General features: G+C 72.1%; 15 protein-coding genes. 9 read left to right on the top strand and 6 right to left on the bottom strand.

Annotation, left to right across the window (positions count from 1 at the left end; translation table 11 throughout):
- The first annotated feature begins 104 nt into the window (after positions 1-104).
- The 4 genes from ftsE (at position 105) to BUQ68_RS12620 (ending at position 3,426) form a co-directional block, all read left to right on the top strand.
- Positions 105-764, top strand: a complete 660-nt coding sequence (ftsE, locus tag BUQ68_RS12635; protein WP_075216322.1) for a cell division ATP-binding protein FtsE — start codon at positions 105-107, stop codon at positions 762-764.
- Positions 761-1,780: a cell division protein FtsX gene (locus BUQ68_RS12630; protein WP_083656534.1), complete on the top strand. Its 1,020-nt coding sequence runs from the start codon at positions 761-763 to the stop codon at positions 1,778-1,780. Before ftsE ends, BUQ68_RS12630 begins: the two co-directional genes overlap by 4 nt.
- A 91-nt stretch (positions 1,781-1,871) precedes the next feature.
- Complete coding sequence (locus BUQ68_RS12625) at positions 1,872-2,600, top strand: YdcF family protein (protein ID WP_075216321.1); 729 nt, start codon at positions 1,872-1,874, stop codon at positions 2,598-2,600.
- A 52-nt stretch (positions 2,601-2,652) separates the two neighbouring features.
- Positions 2,653-3,426, top strand: coding sequence for a lysophospholipid acyltransferase family protein (locus BUQ68_RS12620; RefSeq protein WP_245293233.1), 774 nt, complete (start codon positions 2,653-2,655; stop codon positions 3,424-3,426).
- A gap of 24 nt (positions 3,427-3,450) precedes the next feature.
- On the opposite strand, the gene BUQ68_RS12615 is transcribed toward BUQ68_RS12620, so the two are convergent.
- A complete protein-coding gene (locus tag BUQ68_RS12615) occupies positions 3,451-3,969 on the bottom strand; it encodes a gamma-glutamylcyclotransferase (protein ID WP_075216319.1) in 519 nt (172 codons plus the stop codon).
- Positions 3,970-4,151: 182 nt separating this feature from the next.
- Here BUQ68_RS12615 and BUQ68_RS12610 point away from each other — a divergent pair, with 182 nt between their 5' ends.
- The gene (locus tag BUQ68_RS12610; RefSeq protein WP_075216318.1) at positions 4,152-5,147 is read left to right on the top strand and encodes a DUF2125 domain-containing protein; all 996 of its coding nucleotides are present in this window, start codon (positions 4,152-4,154) and stop codon (positions 5,145-5,147) included.
- A 362-nt stretch (positions 5,148-5,509) separates the two neighbouring features.
- Here BUQ68_RS12610 and BUQ68_RS12605 read toward each other — a convergent pair whose 3' ends face one another.
- From BUQ68_RS12605 to BUQ68_RS12595, 3 genes are read right to left on the bottom strand one after another with little or no spacing between them, the layout of a single operon-like run.
- Entirely contained in the window at positions 5,510-6,427 is a 918-nt protein-coding gene (locus tag BUQ68_RS12605) for a prephenate/arogenate dehydrogenase family protein (RefSeq protein ID WP_075216317.1), read from the bottom strand.
- Positions 6,424-7,530: a histidinol-phosphate transaminase gene (gene hisC, locus BUQ68_RS12600; protein ID WP_075216316.1), complete on the bottom strand. Its 1,107-nt coding sequence runs from the start codon at positions 7,528-7,530 to the stop codon at positions 6,424-6,426. Before hisC ends, BUQ68_RS12605 begins: the two co-directional genes overlap by 4 nt.
- A 60-nt stretch (positions 7,531-7,590) precedes the next feature.
- Positions 7,591-8,466 (bottom strand): chorismate mutase, encoded by an 876-nt coding sequence (locus BUQ68_RS12595; RefSeq protein ID WP_075216315.1) that lies wholly within the window; start codon positions 8,464-8,466, stop codon positions 7,591-7,593.
- 338 nt (positions 8,467-8,804) lie between these two features.
- Here BUQ68_RS12595 and metX point away from each other — a divergent pair, with 338 nt between their 5' ends.
- Together metX and metW are read left to right on the top strand one after the other, a co-directional pair.
- A complete protein-coding gene (gene metX, locus BUQ68_RS12590) occupies positions 8,805-9,977 on the top strand; it encodes a homoserine O-acetyltransferase MetX (protein WP_075216379.1) in 1,173 nt (390 codons plus the stop codon).
- 5 nt (positions 9,978-9,982) lie between these two features.
- Complete coding sequence (gene metW, locus BUQ68_RS12585; RefSeq protein ID WP_075216314.1) at positions 9,983-10,636, top strand: methionine biosynthesis protein MetW; 654 nt, start codon at positions 9,983-9,985, stop codon at positions 10,634-10,636.
- A 9-nt stretch (positions 10,637-10,645) separates the two neighbouring features.
- Here the strand turns inward: metW and BUQ68_RS12580 are convergent, their stop codons facing one another.
- Complete coding sequence (locus tag BUQ68_RS12580) at positions 10,646-11,422, bottom strand: methyltransferase domain-containing protein (RefSeq protein ID WP_075216313.1); 777 nt, start codon at positions 11,420-11,422, stop codon at positions 10,646-10,648.
- A 236-nt stretch (positions 11,423-11,658) separates the two neighbouring features.
- On the opposite strand from BUQ68_RS12580, the gene gloB reads away from it, so the two are divergent.
- Together gloB and BUQ68_RS12570 are read left to right on the top strand one after the other, a co-directional pair.
- On the top strand, positions 11,659-12,429 hold the full coding sequence (gloB, locus tag BUQ68_RS12575; protein ID WP_075216312.1) for a hydroxyacylglutathione hydrolase: 771 nt from the start codon (positions 11,659-11,661) through the stop codon (positions 12,427-12,429).
- 24 nt (positions 12,430-12,453) lie between these two features.
- Complete coding sequence (locus tag BUQ68_RS12570; RefSeq protein WP_075216311.1) at positions 12,454-12,897, top strand: cupin domain-containing protein; 444 nt, start codon at positions 12,454-12,456, stop codon at positions 12,895-12,897.
- A gap of 19 nt (positions 12,898-12,916) precedes the next feature.
- On the opposite strand, the gene yddG is transcribed toward BUQ68_RS12570, so the two are convergent.
- A complete protein-coding gene (yddG, locus tag BUQ68_RS12565; protein ID WP_075216378.1) occupies positions 12,917-13,807 on the bottom strand; it encodes an aromatic amino acid exporter YddG in 891 nt (296 codons plus the stop codon).
- Positions 13,808-13,965: the final 158 nt, after the last annotated feature.

Genomic DNA, 13,965 nt, shown 5'->3' with positions numbered 1-13,965 from the left:
GCGGACCCTCAGATGTTTAATGAAACGTTAAGATCGACACCGCACTGTCACTTCCGGACGCGACGCGCGGCAGCATGCCGCCGTCCGCGAGCGGGAGCGCACACGTGATCCGGTTTGAGAATGTGGGCCTCCGGTACGGCATGGGCCCGGAGGTCCTGAGCGATCTCACCTTCGAGGTGGCGCCCCATTCGCTGCAGTTCCTGACCGGACCGTCCGGCGCCGGCAAGACCACCCTGTTGCGCCTGCTCTTCCTCGCCCTGAAGCCCACCCGGGGGCTGATCCGCCTGTTCGGCCAGGAGACCACCCGGATCGAGCCGCGCGACCTGCCGCGGCTGCGCCGCCGGATCGGCGTGGTGTTCCAGGACTTCCGCCTGCTCGACCACCTGACCACCTACGAGAACGTGGCCCTGCCCTACCGGGTGATCGGCTACGACGAGAGCAGCTACCGGGCCGACGTGGTGGAACTCTTGAAGTGGGTCGGGCTCGGCGAGCGCATGAACGTGCTGCCGCCCGTTCTCTCCGGCGGCGAGAAGCAGCGCGCCGCCATCGCCCGCGCGCTGATCACCAAGCCGGAAATCCTGCTTGCCGACGAGCCCACCGGCAACGTGGACCCGCCGCTCGCCCGCCGCCTCCTGCGCCTGTTCGTGGAGATGAACCGGCTCGGCACGGCCGTCGTCATCGCCACCCACGACATCGCCCTCATGGAGCAGGTGGACGCCCGCCGCCTGGTGCTGATGGACGGCAGGCTGGAGATCTACGAATGAGCGCGCGTGGCCGCCGCAGCCGCACGCCGGCCCCGACCGAGCCGGTGGACGACGCCGTCGCCACCGCCGCGGAAGAGACCCCGGCGGCGGCGCCCGAACGGGCACGGCGGCCGCGGCGGCGCAGCCAGACGTCCATCGTGCCGCCGCAGACCATCGCCGGCCGGGCGCTGACCCTGGTGATCGCCATCATGACCTTCCTGGCGAGCCTCACCATCGGGGCTGTCACCATGGTCAACGATGCCGCCGAAGCCTGGCAGTCGGACATCGGCCGGGAGGTGACCATCGAGGTGCGGCCGCAGGACGGGGTGGCGCTTGCGGGCGAACTCTCCAAGGCCGCCGCCCTTGCGGCCGAGTTTCCCGGCGTCGGCGGCGCCCGCGCGCTCAGCGACGAGGAGACCCGGCGCTTGCTGGAGCCCTGGCTCGGCGCCGGCATCGACCTCAGCGCGCTGCCGGTGCCGCGGCTTGTCGTGGTGACGGTCTCCGATCCCGGGGCGTTCCGTGTGACCGAACTCTCGGCGGCGGTGGAGCGCGAGATTCGCGGCGGCAGCGTGGACGACCACGCCGCCTGGGTGGATCGCCTGCGCGCCATGGCGGCCTCCATGGTGGCGGTCGGGGTCGGCGTGCTGGTGCTGGTGCTGATCGCCATGGTGCTCTCGGTGGTGTTCGCGACGAGGGCCGCCATGGCGGGCAACCGGCAGATCATCGAGGTGCTGCACTTCTGCGGCGCCGAGCACCGCTTCATCGCGGGCGAATTCCAGCGCCACTTCCTGCTCCTCGGCGCCAAGGGCGCCGCCATCGGCGGGGTGCTGGCGCTGGCGATCTTCGCTCTTCTCGGCCTCTTCGTGCGCCAGTCCACCGGCCTGCCCGGTGCCGACCAGTTCGACACCCTGCTCGGCGGCTTCGCCATGGGGCCGGTCGGCTATGGCGCCGTGCTCCTCCTCGGCATCGCGGTCGCGGTGCTGACGGCGGTGACCTCCCGGATGGCGGTGCACCGGTCCCTGGCGACGATCGAGTGACGGCGGCGGCCCGAAACCAAAACCGAAACCCGCACTCCACTGGAAAAGACCTTGCCGCCCAGGCGCCGCAATTCCATAGAATGGTTTTGCCATGAAGCCGAACCGCTCGCCCGTTCCGGCCGCGCCGCGCGCCAACGCGCCGATCGACCCGACGTCCGCCAAGGACGGGCGGCAGGGTCTCGGCGCGCCGCCGTTCGTCCGGCACGCGGCGGTTCTCCTCGCCTGCGTCGCCCTGTTCGGAGCCGGCATCATGGCCGGCGGCTTCCTCGGCTTCGCCGACACGGTGGGGCGCCTCGCCGCGCCCTCGCCCATCGACGCGGACGGCATCGTGGTGCTCACCGGCGGCGCCGAGCGGATCGCCGGGGCGGTGGACCTCCTTGCCCGCGGCCACGCCCGGCGGCTGCTCATCTCCGGCGTCCATCCGGAAACCAGCGCCCGCCAGATCGGCCGGGTGGTGGACGCCGGGCCGAACCTCTTCGACTGCTGCGTCGACCTCGACCACCGGGCGGCCAACACCATCGGCAACGCCGAGGAGGCCGCCAAGTGGACCCGCCGCAACGGCTTCCGCTCGGTGATCGTGGTGACGAGCGCCTACCACATGCCGCGCTCCATGGCCGAACTCTCCTTCGCCATGCCGGGCGTCACCTTGAAGCCCTATCCGGTGGCTCCGGAACGGCTGGCGCTGACCCGCTGGTACGGCAACCGGGAAACCTTGGTGCTTCTTTTGGAGGAGTACCTGAAGTATATGGCCACGCGGGCGCGGCTGGCGCTCGCCACGGTCGACGGATCCGCCGCGACGCTGGCGGCGCTCGGGCGCTGACCGGCGACGGCGGACGGCGCCCGGTGCAACCCAATCCGTCGCCGGACGCCTGATGCTCATTCGCTCGCTGGTCTTCTACACCCTCTTCTACCTCGGCACGTTCACGGCCCTCGTCCTCGGGACGCCGATCGTGCTGCCGCTCGGCTCGCGCGCCGTGATGGCGGTGGCGCGCGCCTGGGGGGCGAGCGTCATGGCGGTCCACCGGGCGGTGATCGGCGCGCGGCACGACGTGAAGGGCCTCCACAACATCCCGGACGGCCCCTGCATCATCGCCGCCAAGCACCAGTCCGCCTGGGAGACCATGGCGCTCCTGCCCTTCGTGCCGAACTTCGCCTTCATCCTGAAGCGCGAGCTGATGTGGATCCCGCTCTTCGGCTGGTGGGCGGCGCGCGCCGGCATGATCCCGGTGGATCGGGGCAAGGGATCTCAGGCGCTTGCCGGCATGACCGAAGCGGCCAAGAAGGCCATGGCGGAGGGCCGGCAGATCATCATCTTTCCGGAAGGCACCCGGCGCGAGGCCGGGGCCGAGCCGCGCTACAAGTACGGCGTCGCCCATCTCTACCGGGATCTCGGCGTGCCGATCGTGCCGGTGGCGCTCAATTCCGGCGTGGTGTGGCCGCGGCGGTCGTTCGTGCAGCGGCGCGGGACCGTCACCATGGAATTCCTGCCGCCGATCCCCCCGGGCCTCGACCCGCGCGAGGCGTTCGACCGGCTGCAGGCCGTGACGGAAGCGGAGTCCGACCGGCTGCTGCTCGTGTCCGCCGCCGCCGGCGACGACCTGCCGCCGCTTGCCGCCGCCCGGGTGGCGGCGCTGCGCGGTGCCTGAGGCCGACCGATCCCGCGCGCCGGATCAGCGGAGCGCGGCGACCAGCGTCTCCACGTGCGGATCGCGGATGCCGAGGGCGACCAGGTGGTCGGCGGTGGAGCGCACATAGTCCGGGTTGGCGCCCGACCGGCCGACCCCCGCGCGCACCAGCGCCAGTTGGGCCTCGGCGCTGAGCCGGCCCGCGTACTGGGGATGGCCGCGGTCCACCACATAGGTGAGCGCCGCCACCATCCGGCCGTCGGACAGGGCGACGGGCCGGACGGCCTCCCGGTAGACGGTGGTGACCTGCTCGCGCGCCCTCAGATAGTCCACCGTCGCCTGCCGGTCGGCGGCCGCCACCCGGAAGGCGAGGCCGCGGCAGGATCCGCCCCGGTCGAGGCCGAAGACGAGGCCGGGGCTCTCCGGCGTGCCGCGGTGGACGTAGGAATAGACGCAGAGCGACCGGTGTGCGCCTTTGAGGAGCGCCGGCGCGACGGCCTCGTGCGGAAAGCCCGGATTCCACATCAAGGAGCCGTAGCCGAACACCCAGAGACTGTCATCCATGGCGGTTTCCCGGTTGCGCGGATCGCCGCCTAGCAGAGCGCCGGCAGCGGTGCAAGCGGCGCTTTCACGCCGTCCAAGTCGGCGACCCGACGACGCCCGCCGCGGCCTTGGCCGACGATGCGGCCTTGACCTTGCCACACGGATCGGGTGGATCGGTGCCAACCAAGGAGACAATCACCCGCATGCGCCGCAACGTCCTTCTGCTCCTCGCCCTCGTCGCCGTGGTGATTGCCGGCTGGAGCTATGCCTGGATGCGGGTTCACGACGCGGTGGTCGCCAGCATCGACGACACGGTCGCGGACCTCGCTCGGCAAGGGATCGTCGTGTCCTGTCCCGAGCGGATCACCGGCGGCTGGCCGTTCCGGGTCACGGTCGCCTGCACCGGGCCGGAGATCCGTCTGCCGGACGGCAGCGCGGTTCTCGCCGACCGGCTCGAGGCGAACGGCGTGGTGGTGGACCCGAACCTCACGGTGGTGCGCATCGGCGCGCCGCTGGTGGTGCGGGCCGCCGACGGATCGCACGCGGACGCCACTTTTGCGGACCTCAGGGCGAGCGTGCGGATGACCGACGGGCGGCTCGGCCGCATCTCGCTGGAGGCCGTCGATCTGGCGGTCAACGGCGTCGTCCTGGAGCGCTCGGTCGGCCGGCTCACCGCCCGCCATGGGGAGATGCACGTGCGACCGGAGGCAGCCGGCCCCGGCGCCGTGGAACTCGCCGCCGTCCTCACCGACGCCAACGTGAGCACCGGTGCGGCGGATCTTCTGCCCGCGGAGGCCGATCTCGGCGCCGCCGTGGTGGTGCGACAGGCGATGCTCCTCGACGGGACCCCGGAGGGCGTCGCCGCCTGGCGGGCGGCGGGCGGCGAGGTCGGCGTCTCCGAGATGGCGATCGACGTGGGCGAGACTCGCCTGGAGGCGAGCGGCACCGCGACCGCCACGGAGGACGGACGGCTCGCCGGCACGTTCGTGGTGGTCGGCACCGGCCTGCAGTGGTTGACCCAGCAAGTCTCGGCCGGCCGGCCGCTGGCAGCCCCGCTCGGGGCGCTCGGCACCGCCTTCATGATCTTCGGCAAGCCGGTGGACGGGGAGGCCGGCGCCCGCGCCGTCACCATGGACATCCGCGACGGCACCATCACGGCCAACGGCTTCGCCCTCGGCAGCGCACCGCGCCTCTACTGAGGACGCGCATGGCGTTTGCGCCGGCCGAAGTCCGGCCCGCGCGGCGCTAGCGCGCCGCGCTCTCTCCTTAGGGTTTGCGCCGGCCGAAGTCCGGCCCGCGCGGCGCTAGCGCGCCGCGCTCTCTCCTTAGGGTTTGCGCCGGCCGAAGTCCGGCCCGCGCGGCGCTAGCGCGCCGCGCTCTCTCCTTAGGGTTTGCGCCGGCCGAAGTCCGGCCCGCGCGGCGCTAGCGCGCCGCGCTCTCTCCTTAGGGTTTGCGCCGGCCGAAGTCCGGCCCGCGCGGCGCTAGCGCGCCGCGCTCTCTTCTTAGGGTTTGCGCCGGCCGAAGTCCGGCCCGCGCGGCGCTAGCGCACCGAGCTCTCTCTTTAGGGTTTGCGCCGGCCGAAGTCCGGCGCGGGCGTCTCCTGGCCGATGCCGATGATGCCGCGGCGGATGGCGCGGGTGCGCGAGAAGAGGTCGTAGAGCTTGTCCGCCTCGCCCCAGCGGATCTGCCGCTGCAAGGCGATCAGGTCCTCGGTGAAGCGGCCCAGCACCTCGATGACCGCCTCCCTGTTGTGCAGGAAGACGTCGCGCCACATGGTCGGGTCAGACGCCGCGATGCGGGTGAAGTCGCGGAAGCCGCCGGCGGAGAATTTCATCACCTCCGACTGGGTGACGGTCTCAAGGTCCGCCGCCGTGCCGACGATGTTGTAGGCGATGAGATGCGGCACGTGGCTGGTGATGGCGAGCACCAGGTCATGGTGGTCCGCCCCCATGGTCTCCACGTTGGAGCCGAGCGCTCTCCAGAAGCGCACGAGAGCCTCGACCGCCGCCGGATCGCTGTCCTCCAGCGGCGTGACGATACACCAGCGGTTCTCGAAGAGCTCGGCGAAGCCCGCGTCGGGGCCGGAGAACTCCGTGCCGGCGACCGGATGGGCCGGCACCAGGTGGACGTTCGCCGGCAGGTGCGGCTGCATCTGCCGGATCACCGAGCCCTTCACCGAGCCGACGTCCGACACGATGGCGCCGGGCTTCAGGTCGCGGCTGATCAGCTTGGCGACCTCCTCCGAGGCGCCCACGGGCACGCAGGAGATGACGAGGTCCGCGTCCTTCACGGCCGCGTCCGCCCCGGCGTGCAGGCTGTCGCCGAGCCCGAGGGCCTCGGCCCGCTCCAGGTGGTCCGGCGAGCGGTCCGCGATGGCGATATGGCCGGCGAGCCCGCGCGCGCGAACGGCGCGGGCGAGCGACGAGCCGATCAGGCCGATGCCGATGATGGCGACCCGGCCGAACTGGGGATCCGTCATGACGCCCCCAGGAAGTCGCGGAGTGCCGCCACGGTGGCGCGGTTGGCCTCCTCGTCGCCGATCGACATGCGGAGCGCGTTGGGCAGCCCGTAGGCGGCGACCCGGCGGACGACCACGCCGCGCCCGACCAGGAAGTCGTCCGCCTCGGCGGCGGTGCGGCCGGCGGTCTCGGGGAAGTGGATCAGCACGAAGTTGCCGACCGACGGCGTGACGGCGAGGCCGAGCTTACCGACCTCCTCGGAGACCCAGGCGAGCCAGGACTCGTTGTGCCGCACCGCGGCGTCCACGAAGGCCTTGTCGCGCACCGCGGCGGCACCAGCCGCGATGGCGGGCGCCGACATGTTGAAGGGCCCGCGGATGCGGTTCACCACGTCCACCACGTGCTCCGGCCCGTAGAGCCAGCCGATCCGGAGCGCCGCGAGGCCGTGCACCTTGGAGAAGGTGCGGGTCATCACGACATTGTCGAACGATGAGACGAGCTCGATGCCGCTCTCGTAGTCGTTCCGGCGCACATACTCCGCGTAAGCCGCGTCGAGCACCAGAAGGGCGGTCTTCGGCAAGGCGGCGTGCAGGCGGCGCACCTCCTGGATCGGCAGGTAGGTGCCGGTCGGGTTGTTCGGGTTGGCGAGGAAGACCACCTTGGTGCGCTCGCTCACCTTGGCGATCAGCGCGTCCACATCGGTGGTGAAGTTCGTCTCCGGCGCAATGACGGGGGTGGCGCCGGCCGCCAGGATGGCGATCTTGTAAACGAGGAAACCGTGCTCCGTGTAGAGCCCCTCGTCGCCCGGCCCCAGATAGGCCGAGGCTAGGAGGTGGAGGAGTTCGTCCGAGCCGTTGCCGCAGAGGATCCGGTCCGGGTTGAGGCCGTGCGACTCGGCGATCGCCTGGCGGAGCGCAAGCGCCGACCCGTCCGGATAGCGCTCCAGGCTGCCGGCCTCCGCGCGGTAAGCCTCGATCGCCTTCGGCGACGGGCCGAGCGGCGTCTCGTTCGACGACAGCTTGTGCAGCTTCACGCCCGGCGCCGCCTTGGAGCGGCCCGGCACGTAGGCGTCGATCGTCATCAGGCTGGCGCGCGGAACGGGGCGGAGGAGCGTGTCGGACATGGGCGTCGGGCTCTTTGAAGGGGGGACGGCGCGGGAGAGGGAGGACGGATCGATCGGCCGCTAGACGGCCGGTCGCGGCTGGATCGGCGCCGCATAGCCGCCGATCGGCTGAAGGTCGGCGAGGATCACGCCGGCCCGGTCGCGGGCACCGTCGACGAGGCTGGCGGCAGTTTCGGCCGGGCGGCGGCCGTTGCCGGCGACGGCGATCACCAGGTCGGCGCCGACGGCACCGGTGTGGTGGCCCCAGGGCGCGTGCCAGGCCAACACCTCGGCACCAAGCGCGGCGAGCGCCGCGTGGGCGGCCGGGTCGGCGGGGCCGCGGCCGGCGAACACCTGCACCTCCGGCTCCACCGGATCGCGGAGCGGCATGGAGAGCACCACCGCCGGGGTGGCGACCGGCCGCGAGTCGATGCCGATGAAGGGCAGCCGGCCGATCACCCGCGGGCGGGCGCCTTCGGCGGAGAGGCCCAGCCACCAGGGCTGCGCCGCTTCCCCGAGGCGGACGACGGCGAGGTCGGACGTCGAACGCGCCACGGCGGCCACCGCGTCCGAAGGCTGGTCGACCGTCTCGAAGGGCACGGTGAAGCCGAAGTAGAAGCGCGCCACGTCCCGCGTCTCGGCCGCGTCGCCGGTGGCCACATGGACCGTGTAGGGCGCCTGCAGCCAGGTGAAGGTGGCGATGACCTCCCGCCAGACATGCTCCACGGTCACCAGCGGCAGGTGGCCGCGATGGCGATCGACGAGGGCGTGCATCATGGCGGCCTCGCGCGCCGGCCGGAAGGCGGCGCCAGTCTCGGCGGTGCGCTTGACGCTGATCAGCTGGTCGATGATCTCGCTACGGCGAATGAGGAGGCCGTGCATCTCCGCGTCGATGGCGTCGATGCGCGCCCGGAGGTCGGCGAGGTCGCGCGGAGGGGCAGGATCGTCGAGGGCCATGACGGGTCTGTTTCGAACGGGATGGGAAAGGCTTGGCCGGCGAGGGCGGACGCACCCGCGCGGCGGCGCTATTCATAGGCGGCGAGCACCGGGAAGGCAAAGGAAAAGCCCTCGCCGAGGGCTGCCGCGGAGCCGCACGACCACGCCAGTCCGCGGCAGGCGCGCCACGGCCCGGCGCGGGATTGGCGAACTTTCGCGGGCGGCCCGGCGCGCCCCGTCGGCACCCGCGCGCTTGACAGCGCCCGCTCCCGATCCCTAGCTAGCGGCCTTCGAACGGGTTTCTCCGAAAGTTCATCATGTCAGCCGTCGACGCCCTCGGTCCCGATGCCCAGAACGCCATGCGGCGGTCCGAGGCGGATCATCCGTCCAGCGCAGTGCTCGCCTTCGGGCCGGACCAGCCGCTCGTCCTTGAAGCCGGCGCCGTCCTGGCGCCCTGGCAGATCGCCTACCAGACCTACGGCAGCCTCAACGCCGACAAGTCGAACGCCATCCTGGTCTGCCACGCCCTCACCGGCGACCAGCACGTGGCGAACGACCATCCGGTGACCGGCAAGCCCGGCTGGTGGACGCTGATGGTCGGCCCCGGCCGGCCGATCGACACCGACCGCTTCTTCGTGATCTGCGCCAACGTGCTCGGCGGCTGCATGGGCACCACCGGGCCGGCCTCCACCGACCCGGCGACCGGCCGCGTCTACGGGCTCGGCCTGCCGGTGGTGACCATCACCGACATGGTGCGGGCGCAGGCCCGCCTCGTCGACCATTTCGGGATCGACAGCCTGTTCGCCGTCGTCGGCGGCTCCATGGGCGGCATGCAGGTGCTGGAATGGGCGGCGGCGCTGCCGCAGCGGGTATTCGCCGCGGTGGCGATCGCCACCAGCCACCGGCATTCCTCGCAGAACATCGCCTTCCACGAGGTGGGCCGGCAGGCCGTGATGGCGGACCCGGACTGGGCCGAGGGCCGGTATCTGGACGCCGGCCGAAACCCGAAGAAGGGCCTCGCGGTCGCCCGTATGGCCGCCCATATCACCTACATGTCCGACCGGTCGCTGCATGCCAAGTTCGGCCGCAACCTTCAGGACCGGGAGGCGCTGACCTTCGGCTTCGACGCGGACTTCCAGATCGAGAGCTACCTGCGCCACCAGGGGATGACCTTCGTCGACCGGTTCGACGCCAATTCCTATCTCTACGTCACCCGCGCCATGGACTATTTCGACCTGTCGGCCCGCACCGAAGGCTCGCTCGCCCGCGTCTTCCAGGGCAGCCGCACCCGATTCTGCCTGATCTCCTTCACCTCCGACTGGCTGTTCCCCACGTCGGAGACCCGGGCCGTCGTGCACGCCCTCAACGGGGCCGGCGCGTCCGTCTCGTTCGTGGAGATCGACAGCGACCGGGGCCACGACAGCTTCCTCCTCGACATTCCGGAGCAGTACCGCATCGTGCGCGGCTTTCTCACCGGCGCCGCCCGGGCGCGCGGCATCGCCGGGCCGGCGCCCGCGCCGGCGGGGGAGTGACGCCCATGGCGGACCTCTCCCTTCCGAACCCGGACGTGCGCGTCGACTTCGACCTCATCGCCGACCTGGTGACGCCCGGAAGCCGGGTGCTCGACGTCGGCTGCGGCGAGGGCGACCTGCTCGCCCTCCTGGAAAGCGTGCGCCAAGTGGACGGCCGCGGCATCGAGCTCTCCCAGGCGGGCGTCAACAAGGGCGTCGCCCGCGGTCTCGCGGTGATCCAGGGCGACGCCGACCGGGACCTCGACCAGTATCCGGCCAACGCCTTCGACTACGTGATCCTCAGCCAGACCATCCAGGCGACGCGCAACCCGAAGGCCGTGCTGGAGAGCCTGTTGCGGATCGGCGGCAAGGTGATCGTCTCCTTTCCGAACTTCGGCCATTTCGACGTGCGGCTGCGGCTCCTCCTCACCGGCCGCATGCCGGTGTCCAAGCGGCTGCCCTACACCTGGTACGACACGCCCAACATCCACTTCTGCACCATCCGGGACTTCGTCGCCCTCTGCGACGAGATCGGCGCCACGGTGGAGAAGGCGATCGCCCTCGACGCGACCGGCAACAAGCTGCCCTTCACCGCGCCCTGGTGGGTTTGGAACCTGATCGGCGCCCAAGGGGTGTTCCTGCTCAGCAAGCCCGCCGCCGACAGGGCCCCGGCGCGCTGACCGGATCGGTCAGCCTGGCGGGTCGCCGGCCGTCTCGCCGAGGCGCGGCGACAGCCCCGCGCCCGCCGGGCTGGGGATCAACGCCGGCCGGAAGGCGGGCGCCCGCACCGCCCGGCGCTTCGCCGGCAGGCCCTGGTAGAGCTGCTTGGTGGCCTCCACGATGATCACCCCGGCAAAGGCCGGCCAGAGCCGCCGGCCGATGGTCTCCCAGGTGTTGGCCGAGCGGCGGAAGCGGCGGCGGTTGAGCGGCATCATGTGCAGCGCCTCGGCCCAGCCGACGGGGGAGAACAGGCTTTCGCGAAGGAGCTGCGTCAACTGTCCGCGCGAGAAGGGCCGGCCGTAGCCGAACGGGGAGGTGTCGACCCGCGCCCACAGGCCGCGCCGGTTCGGCACAACCGCGACCAGCCGCCCGCCCGGCGCCAGCACCCGCCAGACCTCGCGCAGCACCTCGCGCGGGTCGCCGGCGACCTCCAGCGCGTGGACGAGCAGCACCCGGTCGACCGCCGCGTCGGGCAGCGGCAGCATGTCCTCGATCACGAGGGCGGAGGCGGACGGCCCGTCCGGCGGCCAGTTCACCACCCCTTGGGTGGCCGGCATGAAGGCGAGCGTGCGCTCCGCCGTCGGCCGGAATACGGAGAGATAGGGCGTGGTGTAGCCGAGCCCGAGCAGCCGGTCGCCGGCAACCGTCGGCCAGCGCTCGGTTAGACGCTGGATCAGGATCTCCCGGACCGTGAACCCCAGGTCCTGGGCGTAGAAGTCGCGCAGATCGACGACGTCGAGGTACATGAACACGCGATCCTCGGCAGGGCGGCCACGGCCGCCGCGGGTGTGACGTGCGGCGGCCTCACCATGGGGGGCGGCGCGCGCCGGGGCAAGAGGCCGCGTGGCACCCGGTCCGCAGGGACGCGCCGCCGGGTGCCACGCGGCCCGATCCGCATTATGGTGTGCCCCGGCGCCCTTCCATGGGCCGTGCCGTCCGGGTGGGGACGGGCGCGGCCGCCCATCCCGCCCGAGGAGACCGGATGCCCCCCGTCATCGACCTCATCCCGTGCCTGCGCGACAACTACGCCGTCCTCGTCCACGATCCTGCGAGCGGCACGACACTGCTTGTCGACGCGCCCGAGGAGGCGCCCGTGGCGGCCGCGCTCCGCCGTCGCGGCTGGACGCTGACCCACATCCTGATCACCCACCACCACCACGACCACGTGACCGGCCTGATGGCGCTGAAGGACGAGACCGGCGCGCTGGTGCTCGGCCCCGCCGAGGAGGCGGACCGCATCGCCGGGCTCGACCGCACGCTTGAGGACGGCGACGTGGTGGAGATCGGGCCGTGGACGGTCGACGCGATCCGCACGCCGGGGCACACGCTCGGCCACCTCTGCTACCACCTGCCGTCGATCGGCCTCGCCTTCACCGGCGACACCCTGTTCGCGCTCGGCTGCGGCCGGGTGTTCGAGGGCACGCTCGACGCCATGTGGGGCTCGCTCGATCGGCTGAAGACGGTGCTGCCGCCGGAGACCATCATCTACTGCGGCCACGAGTACACGCTCTCCAACGCCCGCTTCGCCGTGTCGATGGATCCCGGAAACACGGCGCTTCAGGCCCGCGCGACGACTATTGCCGCGGCGCGCGAGGCTGGCCGGCCGACGCTGCCGACCACCATGGCGGACGAGCTTGCCACCAACCCCTTCCTGCGTGCCGACGACCCGGCGCTCGCCACCGCCGTCGGCATGGCGGGCGCAGCGCCGGCCGCCGTCTTCGCCCATCTCCGCCGCCGCAAGGACGCGGCCTGAGCCGCTCGCCAACCCGAGGCCCCCATGACCACTGCCCGCGAGATCATCCGCCTGCTCGACATGAAGCCCCATCCGGAGGGCGGCTGGTACAAGGAGACCTTCCGCGACGCGGCCGTCGACGGCGACGGGCGGCCCCGGTCCACGGCGATCTACTTCCTCCTCGACGTCGGCGACGTGTCGGCCTGGCATCGGGTGGACGCGGTGGAGGTCTGGCACTGGCACGCGGGCGCGCCGCTGGCGCTCACCGTCTCGCCGGACGGGCACGACGCCTGGTCGGTCCGCCTCGGGCCGGATCTTGGCGCCGGGCAGCAGCCCCAGGCGGTGGTGCCGGCGGGGCACTGGCAGACGGCGGAGAGCCTCGGCGCCTGGACGCTCGTCGGCTGCACGGTGGCGCCGGGCTTCCGCTTCGAGGGCTTCGAACTCGCCCCGCCGGACTGGCGGCCGACGCCGCGCCCGCCGCGCGGCTGAGGCCCCCGAACGCGCCGGCTCAGGCCGCCGCCGCGGGCTTTCGCGCGACGAAGAGGTCCTTGGCGGCGATCAGCGCGCCGCCCGTGACCAGAAGGCAGGCAAAGCCGACCGAGAGGTCGAGCCGGCCATAGCCCGCCGCCACCAGGGTCAGCGTGGAGAGCACCGGCGCCGCGTAGGCGGCCGCCCCCAGCACCTGGATGTCGCCGCGCTTCACCCCGTAGTCCCAGACGAAGAAGGCGGCCCCCACCGGCAGGACGGCGAGAAGGGCCACCATGGTCCACTCGCCGGCCGAAGCCGGCAGCACCGTCGTCTCGAAGAGGGCGTGCGCGGCGAAGGAGAGGACGGCGGTCGCCACGCAGAAACCCGCCACCGCCTCGGTCGGCACCGCGGCCATGCGGCGCGACACCACCGAGTAGCTGGACCAGGTCAGCGCCGATGCGATGGCCGCCGCATAGCCGATCGTGTGGTCCGCCGAGAGCGAGAAGCCGCCCCGTGCGATCAGGAGAGCGGCCCCGACGAAGCCGAGCAGGACGCCGGCGACATGATGGGCTCTCAGCCGCTCGCCCGGCAGCAGGCCGGAGAAGAGCACGATCAGGAGCGGCCAGAGATAGTTGATGAGATTGGCCTCCACCGGCGGCGCATGACGGAGCGCCGTGAAGTAGAGCGCGTGGAAGCCGAACAGGCCGCCGGTGCCGACGATCCAGACCGGCAGCGGCTGGCGGAGCGCCGACCAGCCCCGGCCTGAGAGCTTCAGATAGGCGAGCGCCGCGGCGCCGGAAAGGCCGAAGCAGAGCCCGTTGAGGAGGAAGGGCGGCACCTCTCCGGATCCGGCGGTGAAGAGGCCGAGCATGGACCACATGACGACCGCCGAGAGGCCGATCAGGGTGGCGCGGCGGCGGGACGCGGACATCAGGCGCGGAACCTCCTTGCCGGGTTCGGACCACCCGACGGCGCCCATCCCATAGCGGCCCGCCACCGCCGCCACAAGATCCGCGCCGCAGCAGCGCCGCAACCGACGACGATCCAAGGTTGTGACGACACGGCCTCAAGGAGCGGCCTTTCGCGGTC

The sequence above is a fragment of the Mongoliimonas terrestris genome (assembly GCF_001927285.1).
GTDB classification, from domain to species: Bacteria; Pseudomonadota; Alphaproteobacteria; order Rhizobiales; family Pleomorphomonadaceae; genus Chthonobacter; species Chthonobacter terrestris.
Note: the sequence above shows the minus strand (reverse complement) of the source record. Positions and strands in the feature narration are given on the sequence as shown.